Raw genomic sequence first — 18,632 nt, forward strand, 5'->3', positions numbered from 1 at the left:
GTGCGACTGCACGGTTCGTATGACGCAAGCCCCGGGGCCGGCGACGGCAGGGCCTGCGGGGTGGGACGTCATACGAATCGTGGGTGCGACTCCACGGTTCGTATGACGCAAGCCCCGACGCCCGCCGGACCCAGCGGGGGGCGCGTGGTCGAATGACGGGGTGCCCCTCCGCTGCTCGGCCGCCAGCCTCGACAGCCACGAGCCAATCGACGGCACCGCCCCCGACGAGCGCCGCTGGGTGTTCGTGGAGCAGCCCGGTCCGTGGGGGCGCAAGGCGCTGAAGGAGTCGCGGCTGCCCGAGGCGCTGCGCGCCCACCTCGCGGGGCTGCGCGGCGTGCGGGTGCAGCTGGTACGCCGGCCGGGGTCGCGCGACGAGCCGGGGCTGCTGCGCCGGGTGGTGGTGGTGGCCCACCTCGAGCCCGGGCAGCCGCCGCGCACGTGGGTCGGCGACCTCGCCGTCGGCCCCCACCCCGACGCCACCGACAACCACGCCGTCGGCCCCCACCCCGACGCCACCGACAGCCACGCCGACGACAGCCACGCCGCCAGCCACCTCGGCGACACCCCCGCGGCCCACGACCTGCTCCACCTCGACCCGCACGACCCGGAGGCCAGCGGCCTGACCCTGCTGGGGCCGCAGGACGACCCGCTGTGGCTGGTGTGCACCAACGGCTCCCGCGACGTGTGCTGCGCCGAGGTGGGCCGGCCGGTCGCGGCCGCGCTCGCCGCCCGCTGGCCCGACGGCACGTGGGAGACCACCCACCTCGGCGGCCACCGCTTCGCCGCCACCGCCCTGGCCCTGCCGACCGGGCTCGTGCTCGGCCGGGTCACCGCCGACGACGCCGTGGCGGTGGCCGCGCAGGTCGCGGCCGGTGACCTGCCCGACGAGCGGGTGCGCGGGCGTGCCGGGCTGCCGGCCGCCGCGCAGGCCGCCGACCTGCACGTACGTCGTGCGCTCGGGCTGGGCAGCCGACCGGTGCTGACCGTCGAGCTGGCGGAGGCCGACGAGCAGGGCGCGACGGCCGGCCTGCGCGCCAGGGTCACGGGCGACGGCGCAGACGGCGCAGACGGCGCGGACGGCGTCGACGAGGCCGTCGTGCTGGAGCGGGTCGGGTCGGTGCAGCTGGGCTCCTGCGCCGACGAGCGGCCCAAGCCGGTCACGTCGTGGCGCGTGGCGGGCACCGGCGGGCAGCCGCCCGTGCGGGAGCCGAGGGCCTAGCGCGGACGGCGCATCGGCAGGTGCGGGATGCCGTCCTCGAGGAACTCCGGTCCGTCGACGGCGAACCCGTGGCCGGCGTACCACCCGGCCAGCGGCGACTGGGCGTCGAGCACCACCTCGCGCCCGGCGCAGCACGCCAGGCCGGCGGTCATCAGCACGTCGGCCAGCCCGCGACCGCGGGCCGCGCGGGCCAGCACGACGCGCCCGATGCGCCACACCTCGGTGTCGTCGAGCACCCGCAGGTAGCCCTCCACCGGCCCGCCGGGGCGGGTGGTGAGCAGGACGTGGCGGGTGCCGGGCTCGACGTCGCGGCCGTCGAGGTCGGGGTAGGGGCAGTCCTGCTCGACCACGAACACGTCCTGGCGCAGGCGCCACGCGTCGTGGGCGGTGCGCACGTCGAGGTCGGCGAACGCCAGGGTGCGCACCTCGACGCCGTCGCCGGGCACCCCGCTCACGCGAGGAACGCCACGGTCGTGCGCCACGCCCGGCGCGCCTCGGGGATGCCGGGCAGCAGCGGGTAGACGTGGATCAGGCCGGGCTCCTCGACGTAGGTGAGAGACCAGCCGGCCTCCTCGGCACGACGCGCCAGCAGCCGGCAGCCCGGCACCAGCAGGTCGCGGGTGCCGCACAGCGCGAGGGCCGGGGGCAGGCCGGTGAGGTCGCCGAGGGCGGGGGAGACCTCGGGGCGGGCGAGGTCGTCGGGCGAGCCGGCCCACCAGGCGGCGTACGCCCGCAGCTTGCCCTCGAACAGCCAGGGGTCGCGCGCCGCGAACCACCCGGTGGCGGGCGTGGAGGTGGTCAGGTCGACCCACGGCGAGACCAGCAGCAGCCGCTCGACGCCGGGGACCCCGCGGTCGCGCAGCGAGGCGGCCACGGCCAGCGCGATGCCGCCGCCGGCCGAGTCGCCACCGAGCAGCACCGGCCCGTGGGCGGCGGTGCGGGTGACCACCTCGACCAGCGCCTCGTGGGAGTCGGCCCACGTCGCGGTGGGGGCCAGCGGGTAGTCGGGCAGCACGACCCGCACCCGCAGGCGGGCCGCCAGCCGCGCCAGCCAGCGCACGTGGAAGGGGTCGATCCCGGCGATGTAGGCGCCGCCGTGCACCCACACCAGCGTGCGCTCCGGCTCGGGCCCGCGCGGCGTGATCACGTGCACCGGGAAGCCGACGGAGGTGTCGGTGAGCAGCGCGAAGCGGCCGGAGAACCGCGGCACGAGACCCGTGGGCAGCAGGTCGTCGCGGCCGGCCTGGCGCTGCAGCACCCGCGCGCGCTCGTGCGCCACGTCCTGCAGCTCGCCGGCCCGGCGCAGGCGGGGCACGGCGGCGGCGAGGAGCTGGTGGCGGAGGCTCGGCACCGCCGCAGCCTCTCAGACCGCTGGGCACGCCGTCCGGGCGGACCGGGCCCCGGACACCGCCCCGACCCAGCCCCGGACACCGCCCCGACCCAGCCCAGGAGACCGCCCCGACACCGCCCGGCGCACCGGCCGCGCACCGTCGTCCTAGACTGGCCGCACACGACAGGGGAGCACGGCCGGCGACGTCCGGGGCGTGCTGAGAGTGCGGACGACGACACGCGTCGGACCAGCAGACCCTACGAACCTGCTCCGGTTAGCACCGGCGAAGGGAGTCCACATGAGGCGTACCCGCGCGCTCGCACTGCTCACCACGGTGGTCCTCGCGACCACCCCGGCCTGCTCGCTGGTCGGCTCCGGCGACGACGACCCCGCCGGCGCGACCGACGGCGCCGGCTCGCCGGGCTCGTCGGCGTCCAGCGACCCCGGCGCCCCGGGCGACGGCAGCGAGGTCGTCCTGGTCACCCACGAGTCGTTCTTCCTGCCGGGCCGGGTCGAGAAGGCCTTCGAGCGGCAGTCGGGCTACGACCTGGTGGTGCGCGCCTCCGGCGACGCCGGCAGCCTCACCAACCGGCTGGTGCTCACCCAGGACGACCCCATCGGCGACGCCGCCTTCGGCGTCGACACCACCTTCGCCTCCCGCGCGCTGGAGGAGGACGTGTTCGCGCCGTACGCCTTCGACGCCCCGCCCGGCGTCGTCGAGCACGCGCTGCCCGGCGACGACGAGCAGCGGCTGACCGCCGTGGACGACGGCAACGTGTGCGTCAACGTCGACACCACCTGGTTCGCCGAGCGCGACCTGGAGCCGCCGGCCACCCTCGACGACCTCCTCGACCCCGCCTACCGCGACCTGCTGGTGGTGCCGGGTGCGACCACCAGCTCGCCGGGCCTGGCGTTCCTGCTGGCGACCATCGCGGAGTACGGCGGCGACTGGCCCGACTACTGGGCCGCGCTGATGGACAACGGCGCCGCGCTCGTCGACGGCTGGTCGGAGGCCTACCAGACCGACTTCACCCAGGGCGGCGGCTCCGGCGACCGGCCGGTGGTGGTGTCGTACGACTCCTCGCCGGCGTTCACGCTCGCCGACGACGGCTCCTCGACCACCCGGGCGCTGCTCGACACCTGCGTCCAGCAGACCGAGTACGTCGGGGTGCTGGAGGGCGCCGACAACGTGGCCGGCGCGGAGGCGCTGGTGCGGTTCATGACCGGCCCGGAGGTGCAGGCGGCGCTGCCCGAGTCGATGTACGTGTTCCCGGTCGTCGACGGCACCGAGCTGCCGGCCGACTGGGCCACCCACGCCGAGCGGCCCACCGACCCCTACGAGGTCGACCCGGCGCTGATCGCCACGGAGCGGGCCGCCTGGCTCCAGGAGTGGACGGACGTCGTCACCCGGTGACCCGGTCGGCGCCGGCGGGCTCGCGACGCGCGCTGGGGCTGCTCGGCCTGGCGGCGCTGCCGGTCGCGGTGCTCGGGGTGTTCTTCGTGCTGCCGGTCAGCGGCATGCTGGCGCGGGGGTTCTTCCCCGAGGGCGCGCCCGACCCCGGGGCCGTGCTGGCGGTGCTGGCGCGCGAGCGGGTGCACCGGGTGCTGTGGTTCACGGTGTGGTCGTCGACGGTGGCCACCGTGCTGGCGGTGCTGCTGGGACTGCCGGCGGCGCACGCCCTGCACCGCCTCGACTTCCCGCTGCGCCGGGTGGTGCGTGCGGCGCTGCTGGTGCCGTTCGTGCTGCCCACCGTGGTCGTCGGCATCGCGTTCCGCGAGCTGCTGGGGGAGGCCGGCCCGCTGGCGTTCCTGGGCCTCGACGGCAGCCCGGTGGCGATCGTGGCCGGGCTGGTGTTCTTCAACGTCGCGGTGGTCGTGCGCGGGGTCGGGGCGGCGTGGGAGTCCCTCGACCCCCGCCCCGCGCAGGCCGCGGCCGCGCTGGGCGCGGGCCCGCTGCACGTGCTGCGCACGGTGACCCTGCCGGCCCTGCGCCCGGCGATCGTGTCGTCGGCCAGCGTGGTGTTCCTGTTCTGCGCCACGGCCTTCGGCGTGGTGCTGGTGCTCGGCGGGCTGCGCTACTCCTCGGTGGAGACCGAGATCTACCTGCTGACCACCAACCTGCTCGACCTGCAGGCCGCCGCGGCGCTCTCGGTGCTCCAGCTGGTGGCGGTGGTGGTGCTGCTCGCGGTGGCGGCGCGGCTGCGCGCCGTCCCCGACCCGACCACCGCGCGGGTGGTGCCCCGCCCGCGCCGGCCCGGCCGGGCCGACGCGCCGCAGCTGCTCGCCACCGGCCTGCTGCTCGTGCTGGTGGCCGGGCCGGTGCTCGTGCTCGTGCTCGGCTCCCTGCAGGTCGACGACGCCTGGGGGCTGGGCAACTACCGCGCGCTCACCACCACCGGTGACGGCGGGGCGCTGCTGGTGCCGGTGACCGAGGCCCTCGCCACGTCGCTGCGCACGGCCGTCGACGCCACGTGGATGTCGCTGCTGCTGGGGCTGCTGGTGGCCGTCGTGGTCACCCGGGCCTCGCGCTCGAGCACCGAGCGGCGGCTGCGCTCGGTGCTCGACGGCTTCTTCATGCTGCCGCTGGGGGTCTCGGCGGTGACGCTCGGCTTCGGGTTCCTGATCACCCTCGACGAGCCGCCGCTCGACCTGCGCGACTCCCCGCTGCTGGTGCCGGTGGCGCAGGCGCTGGTGGCGCTGCCGCTGGTGGTCCGCACCCTCGCACCGGTGCTGGCCGGTGTCGACGACCGCCAGCGCCAGGCCGCGGCGTCGCTGGGCGCGGGCCCGCTGCGCGCCGTGCTGACCGTCGACCTGCCGGTGGTGTGGCGCCCGCTGCTGGCCGCGGCCGGCTTCGCCTTCGCGGTGTCGCTGGGGGAGTTCGGCGCCACGTCGTTCCTCGCCCGCGACGAGCACCCCACGCTGCCGGTGGTGATCTTCCGCCTGATCGGCAGTCCGGGCGAGCAGAACTACGGCATGGCGCTGGCCGCCTCCGTCGTGCTCGCCACCGCCACCGCCGGCGTGATGCTGGCCGTCGAGCGCCTGCGGGTGCCGTCCCTGGGAGCCCTCTGATGCTGCACCTGACCGACGTCTCGGTGGCCTACGACGGCGTGCCCGCGGTGCGCGACGTCGACCTGCACCTGCCCGACGGCGAGGTGCTGGCCGTGCTCGGCCCGTCGGGGTGCGGCAAGTCCACGCTGCTGCGCGCCGTGGCGGGCCTGGAGCGGGCCACCGGCCGGGTGGCCTGGGACGACGACGACGTCTCCGGCGTGCCGACCCACCGGCGCGGCTTCGCGCTGATGTTCCAGGACGGCCAGCTCTTCGGTCACCTCACCGTCGCCCGCAACGTCGGCTACGCCCTGCGGCTGCCGGGGCGGGGGCGGGTGTCGCGGCGCGTCGAGGCCGAGCGGGTGGCCGAGCTGCTCGACCTGGTCGGCCTCGCCGGGTACGGCGACCGGCTGCCCGGCACCTTGTCGGGCGGGGAGCGCCAGCGGGTGGCGCTGGCCCGCTCGCTGGCCGTCGAGCCGCGGCTGCTGCTGCTCGACGAGCCGCTGTCGGCCCTCGACGCCGGCCTGCGCGAGCGGCTGGCCGTCGAGCTGCGCGACATCCTGGTGCGGGCGGGCACCACTGCGCTGATGGTGACCCACGACCACGAGGAGGCGTTCACCGTGGCCGACCGGCTCGCGGTGATGCGCGCGGGCCGGCTGGTGCAGGAGGGCCCGATCACCGACGTGTGGCGCCACCCCGTCGACGACGCCACGGCGCTGTTCCTCGGCTACGCGCGGGTGCTCACCGGCGCGGCCGGGCGCCGGGTGCTGGCCGCGGCGGGCGGGCCGGCCCAGGAGTCTGCCCAGGAGTCGACGCAGGGGTCGGCGGGCGGGGGTGACGCGGTGGCCGTGCGCCGCTCCGCGCTGCGGCTGTCGGCGCAGGGCCCGCTGTGCGGCACGGTCCGCACCCTGCGCGGCACCCCCGACCAGCTGCGCCTCGTCGTGGACGTCGAGGGGGTGGGCGAGGTCGACGCGGTGGCCGGCCTCGACCACCGGGTGACCCCCGGCGACGACGTCCGGCTGGTGGTCGACGCCACACGCCTCGCGGTGCTCGACGCGGCCCGCGGATGAGACGGGGGGTAGGCGCAGTCCTTACACTCTCCTCCGTGTACCGCCGCGCCTACGTCCTCCTCGTGGTCACCGCGGTGGGGATGGGCCTCTGGGCGGTCATCACCGCCGCGGTGCTCGACGTGCGTCTGGTCGACCCCGAGGGCGCCTTCCTCGGCCCCTCGTGGCTGCGCCTGCCGCTGCTGCTCTTCGGGGCCCTGCTGCTGGACATGCTGCCGCGCACGCTGTGGTACTCCCAGGGCCGCCCGGCCCGGATGCCGGCGATCGTGCGCGAGCGGCTGCGCACCCACTGGAACCGGGAGCGGCTCACCCTGGTCGCGCTCGGCATCATCTGCTTCTACGTCGTCTACGTCTGCTACCGCAACGTGAAGTCGTTCCTGCCGTTGGTCACGACCAACACCTTCGACCGCGAGCTGCACCTGCTCGACCGGGCGCTGTTCTTCGGCAACGACCCGGCGGTGTTCCTGCACGACATGCTCGGCACCACGGTCGCGGCCCACCTGCTCAGCTACATCTACCTGTGGTTCCTGCCGCTGGTGCCGCTGGCGGTGACGGCCTGGCTGGTGTGGTCGCGCAACATGTCCTACGGCTACTGGTTCGTCACCTCGCAGTGCGTGGCCTGGACCCTCGGCACGCTGTCGTACTACGCGCTGCCCACCCTCGGCCCCGGCCTCGAGTACGTCGCGATCTACGAGCCGCTGGCCAACACGCCCACGACCGCACTGATGGAGTCGCTGGTCTACACCCGGCAGAGCTACATGATCCCCGGCCTCGAGGGCCAGGTGCAGTCGGTCGCGGGCTTCGCCAGCCTGCACACCGCGATCACGCTGCTGGTGGCGCTGATGGTGCAGTTCACCCTGCAGAGCCGGGTGCTGAAGATCGTGTTCTGGGTCAACTTCGTCATCACCGTCGTCGCCACCCTGTACTTCGGCTGGCACTACATCGCCGACGACATCGCCGGCGTGATGATCGCGCTGGTGGCCTTCTACGTCGGCGGCCTGGCCAGCGGGCAGAAGTTCGACCGCTACCCGCTGCGCTCCCACCCCACGACGACGACGTCCAAGGTGCCGGTCTCCCGCGACTGAGCCGCCGTCCGGGTCGCCGTCGTTCCCACCCCGGCGGGCGGGACCGGCCGCGAACCCCTGGCGCGCGACCTACGCGCGAGTAACATCGGGTCATGGCCAGCGACACCGTGACCCCGTCCACCGCCGCGCAGGTTCCCGACCCCACCCCGGGCAGCGGCCCGAACCCCGGCGAGGCGGCTGACCGCCGCGTCGAGCACGAGGAGCGCCCCGGCAAGGGCTACCGGCAGCCCGAGGTCGACGTCGAGGCGCTCACCCGCCTGCTCGACGGCCGCTACGTCGAGGTGCGGCGCATGGTGCGCGAGAGCCTCGTCGAGCACGTCGACGTGCTGCGCGACGCCGAGACGATGAGCGCCGACGACTTCCGCGACCGCGTGCGCGACGTCGTCGTCGAGATCGCCGCCACCGGGCAGAGCGGTCTCGGCTTCCCCGAGGAGCACGGCGGCGGCGGCGACGTCGGCGCCTCCGTGGCGGCGTTCGAGACGCTCGCCTTCGGCGACCTGTCGGTGCTGGTGAAGAGCGGGGTGCAGTTCGGCCTGTTCGGCGGCGCGATCCTGCAGCTCGGCACCCAGGAGCACCACGACCGCTACCTGCCCGACCTGATCAGCGGCCGCCTCCTCGGCTGCTTCGCGATGACCGAGACCGGGCACGGGTCCAACGTGCAGGCGCTCGGCACCGTGGCGACCTTCGACGTGGCCACCCAGGAGTTCGAGATCACCACGACCACCGAGGAGGCCGGCAAGGACTACATCGGCAACGCCGCCGCCCACGGCGAGGTCGCGGTGGTCTTCGCCCAGCTCGAGATCGGCGGGGAGTCGCAGGGCGTGCACGCGTTCGTCGTGCCGATCCGCGTCGACGGCGAGGCCGCGCCCGGCGTCCGCATCGAGGACGACGGCCCGAAGATGGGCCTGCCCGGTGTGGACAACGGCCGGCTGTGGTTCGACCACGTGCGGGTGCCGCGCACGGCGCTGCTCAACCGCTTCGCCGACGTGACGCCGGCGGGGGTCTACGAGAGCGCCATCGAGAGCCCCAACCGCCGCTTCTTCACGATGCTCGGCACGCTCGTGCAGGGCCGGGTGTGCGTCGGCGGCGCCGGCATCAACGCCGCGAAGGTCGCCCTCGCGATCGCGGTGCGCTACGGCGACCGCCGCCGCCAGTTCGAGGCCTCCGACCCCGAGCAGGAGGAGCTGCTGCTCGACTACGGCATGCACCAGCGCCGCCTGCTGCCGCTGCTGGCCCGCACCTACGCGCTGCACTTCGCCCAGGAGGTCGTCGCCGAGCAGCTGCACGAGGTCGCCTCGGGCGCCCGTGACGACGACCAGGCCAAGCGCGAGCTGGAGTCGCGCGCCGCCGGGACCAAGGCGCTCGGCACCTGGCACGCCACCCGCACGATCCAGGAGTGCCGCGAGGCCTGCGGCGGCGCGGGCTACCTCGCCGAGAACCGCTTCGCCGCGCTGAAGGCCGACACCGACGTCTTCACCACCTTCGAGGGCGACAACCACGTGCTGCTGCAGCTGGTGGCCAAGGGCCTGCTCACCGGCTACGCCAGCGAGTTCGAGGACATGGACCAGTTCGGCATGGTCAAGTTCGTGACCGGGCTGGCCGTGGAGACGGTGGTCGAGAAGACCTCGGTGCACAAGATCGCCCAGCGCCTGCGCGACGTGCTGCCCGGCGGCGACCAGTGGGACCAGGAGGCCGGGCTGCTCGACCCGGAGTACCAGCTGGCGATGCTCCGCTTCCGCGAGGAGCACATGATCAGCGGGGTCGCCCGCCGGCTCAAGCGCGGCATCGACGGCGGGATGAACGCCGGCGCGGTGTTCTCCCGCGTGCAGGACCACGTGATCGGCGCGGCGCGCGCCCACATGGAGCGCCTGGTGCTCGAGGCGTTCGTGGAGAAGATCCGCACCGTGCCCGACGGTGACCTCAAGGTGGCGCTGAACCTGCTGTGCGACCTGCACGCGCTGTCGGTCATCGAGGCCGACCGGGCGTGGTTCATGGAGCACGGCCGGCTGTCGGTGCAGCGCTCGAAGGCCATCAGCCGCGAGGTCTCCGCGCTGTGCCGCAAGGTGCGCCCGCTGGCCGTCGACCTCGCCGACGCGCTCGGCGTGCCCGAGGAGATGCTGCGCTCGCCCGCCCTGGTCGGTGCCCCCGGCACCCCGCGGGAGTCGTCGGTGCGGGCCGCGGCGGCCCGCGGTGAGGCCGCCGCCTCCACCCAGGAGCCCGTGGGCTGACGCCCACGGGCGGCGGGGGTGGTCTCGAGACGCTCGCTGGCGCTCGCTCCTCGACAACCGGGCCTCGGTGGGGGTCTCGAGACCACCCCGCCGCAGCAGCACTGCGGCGGGGTGGAGGGGGGCTCAGTGCCCGCCGGTGTCCTTGAACCGCTTGTAGGACGCGTGCACCTCGGCCTCGGCCTCGGTGCGGCCGGTCCACTCGGCGCCCTCGACGGACTTGCCGGGCTCGAGGTCCTTGTAGACCTCGAAGAAGTGCTGGATCTCGAGGCGGTCGAACTTCGAGACGTGGCTGATGTCGCGCAGGTGCTCCTGGCGCGGGTCGGTGGCCGGCACGCACAGCACCTTGTCGTCGCCGCCGGCCTCGTCGGTCATCCGGAACATGCCGATCGCGCGGCACTTGATGAGGCAGCCGGGGAAGGTCGGCTCCTGGAGGATGACCAGCGCGTCGAGCGGGTCGCCGTCCATGCCGAGGGTGTTCTCGATGAACCCGTAGTCGGCGGGATACTGCGTGGAGGTGAAGAGGGTCCGGTCGAGCCGGATGCGGCCCGACTCGTGGTCGACCTCGTACTTGTTGCGCTGACCCTTGGGGATCTCCACGAGAACGTCGAACTCGAGCACAGTCAGCCTCCGCAGGTGTCGGCCGCGTGTCGGGCCGGGATGTCAGGTGTGGATCCGGTCGTTGGGCCCGGCGCGGGCCCGGCCGTGATTCTCGCGCACAATGGGCCGAAACACTGCAGCGGGAGGGGATTCGGTGTCCGGACGTGACGTACGCCACCCCTCCGCGCGGCGCGGCGGGCGGGCGCGGACCGGCCTGGTCGTGCTGGTGGTGCTGGCGCTGGTGGGCGCCGGCGGCGTGGCCTGGCGCACCGGCGGTCTCGACGACCTCGCCGACCGGCTGGGGGTCCTCGGCGGTCCGGACGCCCCGGAGGGCGACCCCGCCCGCCCCGGGAGCGTCGCGCCACCCCCGGGCCTCGACCTGCCGGCGCTGCGTCGCCCGGCCCCGGTGGCCCGCGAGGCCGCCGCGGCGGGTCTCGACCGTGCCGCGGTACGACGGGCGCTGGCGGCGCGTCTCGACGACCGCGACCTCGGTCGGCACGTGGTGGCCGCGGTGGCCGGCCTCACCGGCGACGACGCGTCGGGCTCGGTGGCGTTCCGCCGGGGCAGCGGTGCGGCGGTGCCGGCCTCGACCACCAAGCTGCTCACCGCGGTCGCCGCGCTCGACCTGCTCGACCCCGCCACGACCTTCGACACCCGCGTGGTGCGCCGCGGATCGACGCTGACCCTGGTCGGCGGCGGCGACCCGTTCCTCACCCGCGCCCCGGCCGCGGCCGGCGAGGGGGGCTACCCGCGCCGCGCCGACCTCACCACGCTGGCCCGGCGCACCGCCGCGGCGCTGCGCGGCGGCGGTGGGACGCGCGCCGACGGCCCGCTGCGCGTCGCCTACGACGACACCCTGTTCTCCGGCCCCGCGGTCAACCCCACCTGGCCGGCCGACTACGTGCCCGACGCCGTGGTGTCGCCCATCGGCGCGCTCTGGGTCGACCAGGGCCGTCCCGCCAGTGGCGTCGGCCGGGTCGCCGACCCCGCCCGCGACGCCGCCGACGTCTTCGTGGCCGCCCTGCGCACGGCCGGGGTGCCGGTGCGGGCCGTGCCGGTGGCCGCGGCCGCCCCGCGCCGCGCCGAGCCGGTCGCAGCGGTGTCGGGCGCCCCCGTCGCCGAGGTCGTGGAGCAGGCGCTGCTGGTCAGCGACAACGAGGCCACCGAGGTGCTGCTGCGCCACGTCGGCCTCGCCGCCGGCGACGACGGCAGCTCGGCGGGCGGCGTCCGCGGCGTGCGCGAGGTGCTCGCGCGGCTCGGCGTCCCCGGGCCGGCGCGCCTGTACGACGGGAGCGGGCTGTCGCGGGAGAACCGGATCGGCCCCGAGACGCTGGTCGGCGTGCTCCGGGCGGTGGCGACCTCGCCCGACGACTCGCCGCTGCGCGCCCTGCTCGCCGGCCTGCCGGTGGCGGGGTTCACCGGGTCGCTGGCCTACCGGTTCGTCGACTCCCCGCCCGCCGCCGTCGGCGACGTGCGCGCCAAGACCGGCACGCTCACCGGCGTGACCAGCCTGGCCGGCGTGGCCGTCGACCGCACCGGCACCCCGATGGTCTTCGCGCTGATGGCCGACCGGGTGCGGGTGGTCGACACCCTCGACGCCCGCGCCGCCCTCGACCGCGCCGCGGCCGCGCTCGCCGACTGCGCCTGCTCCTGACGCCTGCTCCTGACGCCTGCCCCGACGCCCGCGCGGACCCTCCCGCGGCCCGCGCCGGGTGGGGCCGCTGGATAGGTTCGGTGCATGACGCCCCCCACGCCCGAGATGATCGACTGGGACCTCGCGGTCTCCCTGGGCTCGCGGCTGGCCGGCGAGGGTCCCGTCGTCGGGCGCGGCGAGGCCACCGAGGTGGTCGAGGAGCTGCGCGCCGGGGCCGCCCGCTCCACCGGTCTCGTGCGCGGGTTCACCGGGCTCGACGCCCCCGACGACACCGCCCCGGTGCTGGTCGTCGACCGCGCCGGCTGGGTGCAGGCCAGCGCCGACGGGTTCCGCACCGTGCTCGCGCCGGTGGTGGCCAAGCTGGTGGAGAAGAAGCCGCCGTCGGGGCTGTCGCTGGCCCTCGGCTCGCGGATCACCGGCCTCGAGGTGGGCGGCCTGCTCGGCTTCCTCGGCGGCAAGGTGCTCGGCCAGTTCGACCCGTTCTTCGCCCCGGCCGGCCGGCTGCTGCTGGTGGCGCCCAACATCGTGCACGTCGAGCGCGAGCTCGGCGCCGACCCCCACGACTTCCGGCTCTGGGTCTGCCTGCACGAGGAGACCCACCGCGTGCAGTTCACCGCGGTGCCGTGGATGCGCGACCACCTCTTCTCCCTGGTCGGCCAGGTCGCCGACACGATGGACACCTCCCGGCTCTTCGACGACGGCCTGAAGCGGCTGGGCGAGAGCCTGCGCCACCGCTCCTCCGACGGCTCCGGCTCCGGCTCGCTGGTCGAGCTCGTCGGCTCCCCGGAGCAGAAGGCCCTGCTCGACCAGGTCACCGGCGTGATGAGCCTGCTCGAGGGTCACGCCGACGTCGTGATGGACGGCGTGGGTCCCTCGGTGATCCCCAGCGTCGACGCCATCCGCACCCGCTTCGACGAGCGCCGCAAGGGCGCCGGGTCGATCGACCGGCTGCTGCGCCGCCTGCTCGGCCTCGACGCCAAGATGGCGCAGTACCGCGACGGCGCGGCGTTCGTGCGCGGCGTGGTCGACCGCGTCGGCATGGACGACTTCAACGCCGTGTGGGCCGGGCCGGAGAACCTGCCGTCGAAGGCGGAGATCGCCGACCCCGCGGCCTGGGTCGCGCGCGTCCTCTAGGCGCCTCGCCGTGAGCCTGCACCCCTCGGTCGCCGCGGTGCGGGTCGCCGTGCGCCGCTGCCTGGCCGACCTGCCCCCCGACGCCGTGGTGGCGGTGGCCTGCTCCGGGGGAGCCGACTCGCTGGCGCTGCTCGCGGCCACCGTGCACGAGGAGCGCCGCAGCGCGCGCCGCGTCGTGGGTGTCACCGTCGACCACGGCCTGCAGGAGGGCTCCGCCGCCCACGCCGCCCGCGTGGTGGCGCAGATGGCCGACCTCGGCGTCGACGAGACCCTGGGCGCGCGGGTGCAGGTGGAGCCCGGCGGCACCGGGCCCGAGGACGCCGCCCGCCGGGCCCGCTACGCCGTGCTCGGCCAGGTGGCCGAGCACCTCGGTGCTGCCGCCGTGCTGCTCGGCCACACCCGCGACGACCAGGCCGAGACCGTGCTGCTCGGGCTCGCCCGCGGCTCGGGAGGGCGCTCCCTGGCCGGCATGCGGCGCGCCTTCGACGTCTACCGCCGTCCGCTCCTCGACGTCTCGCGCGACGACACCGTCACCGCGTGCGCGGTGGAGGGCCTCGAGGTGTGGGACGACCCGCACAACCACGACCGCGGCTTCGCACGGGTGCGGGTGCGCCGCGACGTGCTGCCGGTGCTCGAGGAGCACCTCGGGCCCGGGGTGGCCGCGACCCTGGCCCGCACCGCCGAGCAGGTGCGCGCCGACGTCGACCTGCTCGACGACCTCGCCGAGGCCGACCACGCCGACCTGCGGGCTCCCGACGGCGCCCTGGCCGTCGACGACCTCGCCCGCCGCCCCGACGCCGTACGCCGGCGCGTGCTGCGGCTGGCCGCGCTGGCCGCCGGCGCGCCGGCCTCCGAGCTGGCCCACGAGCACGTGGTGGCCCTCGACGCGCTGGTCACCGCGTGGCGCGGGCAGCGCTGGGTCGACCTGCCCGGCCACCTGCGCGGGGTGCGGGCCGACGGGCTGCTGCGCGTCGTGCGGGCGCCCGCCGACCCCCGCTGAGCGCGCCGGCGGAAATTTCTCGACGGAGGTCGCGGAAATTCCTCAGGCCCCGGCGGGGACGGCCGATCGGAGCAGTCCCGCCGCCCACCCAGCGGCACCCGTCACGCCCCTCGGAGCCCCCCATGCGCATGCTCACCTCGACGACCCTCGCCGCCGCCGCCCTCGTCGCCACCGCCCTGACCGCCCCGGGCCCGGCCGCCACCGCGACGTCGACGTCCGGCGCGTGGGGCACCGCCCCCCTCGTCGAGGGCACCGGCGGCGCCCTCGTGCAGGGCGTGGTCGTCGACCAGCTCGGCCGCGCCGTCGACGACGTCACCGTGACCGCCGAGACCCTCGACGGGGAGGTCGTCGCCAGCGACCTGTCGTACGCCTCGCCGGACAACGACAACCCCCACGGCTACTTCGCGCTGCGCGTCACCCGCGGCACCTACGTCGTCACCTTCAGCAAGCCCGGCTACACCACCGCCGCCACCACCGTGGAGCGCGCCCGCCGCGAGCGCGCCGGCCTCGGTCGCCTCGAGCTCGTCAAGCAGCCGGTGCTCTCGAAGGTCGCCGTCGAGGCCCCGCGCCGGGTGCGCACCACCGAGCCGGTCGTGGTGGGCGTGCGGGTCACCAGCACCCGCGACGCCGCCCGTCCCACCGGCGCGGTCGTGGTCTCCGAGGGCCGCCGGGTGCTGGGGCGCACCGTGCTCGACGAGCGCGACCGCGGGCGGGCGACCCTGCGCGTGGGTCGGCTGGCCCGCGGCAGCCACACCCTCACCGTCGCCTACCGCGGCAACGCCGTGCTGAAGGCCTCGCAGGGCTCGTCCACGGTCGTGGTCACCCAGGCCGGTCGCGGGTGACCGGGCCCGGGGGGCGTGCCGGCGCCGCGTCGTCCTAGGCTCTGCGCATGGACTCTGCCCACGTGGAGAACGACCTCGTCAACGTGCTGTTCACCGAGGCCCAGATCCAGGAGCGGCTGCGCGAGCTGGCCGCCCAGATCGAGGACGACTACGCCGGCAAGGACCTGCTGATCGTCGGCATCCTGCGCGGCGCGGTCATGGTGATGGCCGACATGGCCCGCAGCTTCAGCCGCCACCTCGAGATGGACTGGATGGCGGTGACGTCGTACGGCTCGGGCACCAAGTCCAGCGGCGTGGTGCGGATCCTCAAGGACCTCGACACCGACATCTCGGGGCGCCACGTGATCATCGTCGACGAGATCATCGACACCGGCCTCACGCTGTCGTGGCTGACGTCCAACCTGAGCAGCCGCAGCCCGGCGAGCGTCGAGATCTGCACGCTGCTGCGCAAGCCCGAGGCCCTGCAGATGCCCGTCGACGTGAAGTACGTCGGCTGGGACATCCCCAACGAGTTCGTCGTCGGCTACGGCCTCGACTACCGCGAGCGCTACCGCAACCTGCGCGACATCGGCACCCTCGCGCCGCACGTCTACTCCTGACCCGCACCCCCGCGCCGCGGCGTGCGTTCTCAGGGTGCTCTCAACCGCACGCCTGAGAGACTGGCGGGAGCCTGCGACCTGTACCGTCGTGGGTTCCGACGTGCACAAGACGAGAGAAGTCCGTGAAGCGCTTTTTCAAGGGTCCCTGGGTGTGGATCGTCGTCGCGGTGGTGGGGGTGCTGCTCGCCCTGCAGTTCCTGGCGCCGAACTCCGGCGGCGACGAGGTCGACGCCTCGACGATGAACGACTACATCAGCAACGGCGAGGTCCAGGAGATCACCTTCGTCGGGGGTGACCAGCAGATCAAGGCCGTCCTCGACGACGGCGTGCGCGACGCCGGGTCCGAGGTCACGACGTACTGGATCAACGGCACGCAGCGCGACATCATCAACGCCGCCCAAGCCCAGTTCCGCGAGGGCACGATCGAGGACGTCAAGACCGAGATCTCGCGTCCCGGCATCCTCAGCTCGTTCCTCTTCTCCGTGCTGCCGATCGTCATCATCTTCATCGTGTTCCTGTGGCTGCTCAACAGCATGCAGGGCGGCGGCGGACGCGGCGTCATGCAGTTCGCCAAGTCCAAGGCCAAGTTGATCTCCAAGGACATGCCGAAGTCGACGTTCAACGACGTGGCCGGCTGCGAGGAGGCGATCGAGGAGCTCGGCGAGATCAAGGAGTTCCTCCAGGAGCCCGCCAAGTTCCAGGCCGTCGGTGCCAAGATCCCCAAGGGCGTGCTGCTCTACGGCCCTCCCGGCACCGGCAAGACCCTGCTCGCGCGCGCCGTCGCCGGCGAGGCCGGCGTGCCGTTCTACTCCATCTCCGGCTCCGACTTCGTCGAGATGTTCGTCGGTGTCGGCGCCTCCCGCGTGCGCGACCTGTTCGAGCAGGCCAAGGAGAACGCCCCGGCGATCGTCTTCATCGACGAGATCGACGCCGTGGGTCGTCACCGCGGCGCCGGCATGGGCGGCGGGCACGACGAGCGCGAGCAGACCCTCAACCAGCTGCTGGTCGAGATGGACGGCTTCGACGTGCGCGGCGGCGTCATCCTGATCGCCGCCACCAACCGCCCCGACGTGCTCGACCCCGCGCTGCTGCGCCCGGGCCGCTTCGACCGCCAGATCCAGGTCGACGCCCCCGACCTCGCCGGGCGCCACCAGATCCTGCAGGTGCACTCGCGCGGCAAGCCGATCGCCTCCGACATCGACCTGCTGTCGGTGGCGCGCCGCACGCCGGGCTTCACCGGCGCCGACCTGGCCAACGTGCTCAACGAGGCCGCGCTGCTCACCGCGCGCAACAGCGACAAGCTGATCACCGACGCCGCGCTCGACGAGGCGATCGACCGCGTCATCGCCGGCCCGCAGCGGCGCACCCGCTTGATGAGCGAGAAGGAGAAGCTCATCACGGCCTACCACGAGGGCGGCCACGCCCTCGTCGCCGCGGCGCTGCCCGGCACCGACCCGGTGCACAAGATCACGATCCTGCCGCGCGGGCGGGCGCTGGGCTACACGATGGTGCTGCCCGACGAGGACAAGTACTCCCAGACCCGCTCGGAGATGCTCGACAAGCTGGCCTACATGCTCGGAGGCCGCGCCGCGGAGGAGATGATCTTCCACGACCCCACCACCGGCGCCGGCAACGACATCGAGAAGGCCACCAACCTGGCTCGCGCGATGGTCACCCAGTACGGCATGACCGACCGGCTGGGTGCGATCAAGCTGGGCGAGACCCAGGGCGAGCCGTTCCTGGGCCGCGACATGGGCCACTCGCGCAACTACTCCGAGGACGTCGCCGCGATCGTCGACGAGGAGACCAAGAACTTCCTCGCCGTCGCCCACCAGGAGGCCTTCGACATCCTGGAGGAGAACCGCGACGTGCTCGACGCGCTGGTGCTCGAGCTGCTCGACAAGGAGACCCTCGACAAGGCCCAGGTGGCCCGGGTCTTCGAGCCGCTGCGCCGCCGTGCCGAGCGTCCGGCCTGGACCGGCTCGCCCCACCGCCGGCCCTCCGACATCCCCGCGGTCGAGATCCCGCAGGCCATCCGCGACCGCGTGCGCTCCAACGGGTACGCCGGCCAGGGCGCCGGTGTGGTGCTCACCCCGCCCGGCGCGGGCGGTGACGTGCACGGCGACCCCGGCTACGGGTCCACCCCCACGGCCACCCCGCCCGCCCCGGGCGCCGGTCCCGGCACGCCGAACCAGCAGGGCTGAGCGGTGAGCGATGCCGTGCAGCCCGTGCGCGCGCCCGACCGCGCGCCGCAGGACGTCCCGCCGTTCGACCACCCGCGCGCCGAGGCCGCGGTGCGCGAGCTGCTCGCCGCGATCGGGGAGGACCCCGACCGCGAGGGCCTGCGCGACACCCCGGCCCGGGTGGCCCGCGCGTACGCCGAGCTGACCGCCGGGCTGCGGATGACCCCGCAGGAGGTGCTCGCCACCACCTTCGACCTCGGTCACGACGAGATGGTGCTGGTGCGCGACATCGAGCTGTGGTCGATGTGCGAGCACCACCTGGTGCCGTTCACCGGCGTGGCCCACGTCGGCTACATCCCGGCCGCGTCGGGCAAGATCACCGGCCTGTCGAAGCTGGCGCGCCTGGTGGACGTCTACGCCAAGCGCCCGCAGGTGCAGGAGCGGCTGACCACGCAGGTCGCCGACGCGCTGATGGAGATCCTCGAGGCGCGCGGCGTGATCGTGGTGATCGAGGCCGAGCACCTGTGCATGACGATGCGCGGGGTCAAGAAGCACGGCGCGCGCACCATCACCTCCGCGGTGCGCGGGATGATGCACAACGGGCCCACCCGCGCCGAGGCCATGGCGCTGATCCGCGGCACGCACTGAC

At 74.7% G+C, this 18,632-nt stretch carries 16 protein-coding genes; 13 read left to right on the forward strand and 3 right to left on the reverse strand.

From position 1 onward, the window contains the following. Nucleotides 1-160 precede the first annotated feature (160 nt). Nucleotides 161-1,219, forward strand: coding sequence for a sucrase ferredoxin (locus AC4OR8_RS04525; protein WP_492164378.1), 1,059 nt, complete (start codon nt 161-163; stop codon nt 1,217-1,219). On the opposite strand, the gene AC4OR8_RS04530 is transcribed toward AC4OR8_RS04525, so the two are convergent. Both AC4OR8_RS04530 and AC4OR8_RS04535 read right to left on the reverse strand, forming a co-directional pair. Continuing rightward, nucleotides 1,216-1,674: a GNAT family N-acetyltransferase gene (locus AC4OR8_RS04530; RefSeq protein WP_492164379.1), complete on the reverse strand. Its 459-nt coding sequence runs from the start codon at nt 1,672-1,674 to the stop codon at nt 1,216-1,218. The two genes, AC4OR8_RS04525 and AC4OR8_RS04530, sit on opposite strands and share 4 nt — an antisense overlap. Beyond that, nucleotides 1,671-2,570, reverse strand: coding sequence for an alpha/beta hydrolase (locus AC4OR8_RS04535; RefSeq protein ID WP_492164380.1), 900 nt, complete (start codon nt 2,568-2,570; stop codon nt 1,671-1,673). The genes AC4OR8_RS04530 and AC4OR8_RS04535 overlap by 4 nt, the downstream gene beginning before the upstream one ends. 277 nt (nt 2,571-2,847) lie before the next feature. Between AC4OR8_RS04535 and AC4OR8_RS04540 the strand changes: the two genes are divergently transcribed. The 5 genes from AC4OR8_RS04540 to AC4OR8_RS04560 all read left to right on the forward strand — a co-directional run bounded on the left by AC4OR8_RS04540 (nt 2,848) and on the right by AC4OR8_RS04560 (nt 9,974). Beyond that, complete coding sequence (locus AC4OR8_RS04540) at nt 2,848-3,963, forward strand: thiamine ABC transporter substrate-binding protein (protein WP_492164381.1); 1,116 nt, start codon at nt 2,848-2,850, stop codon at nt 3,961-3,963. Continuing rightward, entirely contained in the window at nt 3,939-5,618 is a 1,680-nt protein-coding gene (locus tag AC4OR8_RS04545; RefSeq protein ID WP_492164382.1) for an ABC transporter permease, read from the forward strand. Before AC4OR8_RS04540 ends, AC4OR8_RS04545 begins: the two co-directional genes overlap by 25 nt. After that, nucleotides 5,618-6,664: an ABC transporter ATP-binding protein gene (locus AC4OR8_RS04550; RefSeq protein ID WP_492164383.1), complete on the forward strand. Its 1,047-nt coding sequence runs from the start codon at nt 5,618-5,620 to the stop codon at nt 6,662-6,664. The genes AC4OR8_RS04545 and AC4OR8_RS04550 overlap by 1 nt, the downstream gene beginning before the upstream one ends. Before the next feature lie 35 nt (nt 6,665-6,699). Further along, the gene (locus AC4OR8_RS04555) at nt 6,700-7,746 is read left to right on the forward strand and encodes a phosphatase PAP2 family protein (RefSeq protein WP_492164384.1); all 1,047 of its coding nucleotides are present in this window, start codon (nt 6,700-6,702) and stop codon (nt 7,744-7,746) included. A gap of 92 nt (nt 7,747-7,838) precedes the next feature. Next, entirely contained in the window at nt 7,839-9,974 is a 2,136-nt protein-coding gene (locus tag AC4OR8_RS04560; RefSeq protein WP_492164385.1) for an acyl-CoA dehydrogenase family protein, read from the forward strand. Between the two features lie 123 nt (nt 9,975-10,097). On the opposite strand, the gene AC4OR8_RS04565 is transcribed toward AC4OR8_RS04560, so the two are convergent. After that, nucleotides 10,098-10,592: an inorganic diphosphatase gene (locus AC4OR8_RS04565; protein WP_492164386.1), complete on the reverse strand. Its 495-nt coding sequence runs from the start codon at nt 10,590-10,592 to the stop codon at nt 10,098-10,100. Nucleotides 10,593-10,725: 133 nt separating this feature from the next. Here AC4OR8_RS04565 and dacB point away from each other — a divergent pair, with 133 nt between their 5' ends. From dacB to folE, 7 genes are all read left to right on the forward strand, one after another. After that, nucleotides 10,726-12,225, forward strand: a complete 1,500-nt coding sequence (dacB, locus tag AC4OR8_RS04570; protein WP_492164387.1) for a D-alanyl-D-alanine carboxypeptidase/D-alanyl-D-alanine endopeptidase — start codon at nt 10,726-10,728, stop codon at nt 12,223-12,225. A gap of 84 nt (nt 12,226-12,309) precedes the next feature. After that, complete coding sequence (locus AC4OR8_RS04575; protein WP_492164388.1) at nt 12,310-13,359, forward strand: zinc-dependent metalloprotease; 1,050 nt, start codon at nt 12,310-12,312, stop codon at nt 13,357-13,359. 10 nt (nt 13,360-13,369) lie between these two features. Continuing rightward, nucleotides 13,370-14,359, forward strand: a complete 990-nt coding sequence (gene tilS, locus AC4OR8_RS04580) for a tRNA lysidine(34) synthetase TilS (protein WP_492164389.1) — start codon at nt 13,370-13,372, stop codon at nt 14,357-14,359. 122 nt (nt 14,360-14,481) lie between these two features. Continuing rightward, on the forward strand, nt 14,482-15,201 hold the full coding sequence (locus tag AC4OR8_RS04585) for an Ig-like domain repeat protein (RefSeq protein WP_492164390.1): 720 nt from the start codon (nt 14,482-14,484) through the stop codon (nt 15,199-15,201). Nucleotides 15,202-15,248: 47 nt separating this feature from the next. Then, a complete protein-coding gene (gene hpt / locus AC4OR8_RS04590; RefSeq protein ID WP_492164391.1) occupies nt 15,249-15,800 on the forward strand; it encodes a hypoxanthine phosphoribosyltransferase in 552 nt (183 codons plus the stop codon). 122 nt (nt 15,801-15,922) lie between these two features. Then, nucleotides 15,923-18,004: an ATP-dependent zinc metalloprotease FtsH gene (gene ftsH, locus AC4OR8_RS04595; RefSeq protein ID WP_492164392.1), complete on the forward strand. Its 2,082-nt coding sequence runs from the start codon at nt 15,923-15,925 to the stop codon at nt 18,002-18,004. 24 nt (nt 18,005-18,028) lie between these two features. Continuing rightward, the gene (gene folE, locus AC4OR8_RS04600) at nt 18,029-18,631 is read left to right on the forward strand and encodes a GTP cyclohydrolase I FolE (protein WP_492164474.1); all 603 of its coding nucleotides are present in this window, start codon (nt 18,029-18,031) and stop codon (nt 18,629-18,631) included. Nucleotide 18,632: the final 1 nt, after the last annotated feature.

This window comes from Nocardioides sp. FY1077, assembly GCF_058681775.1.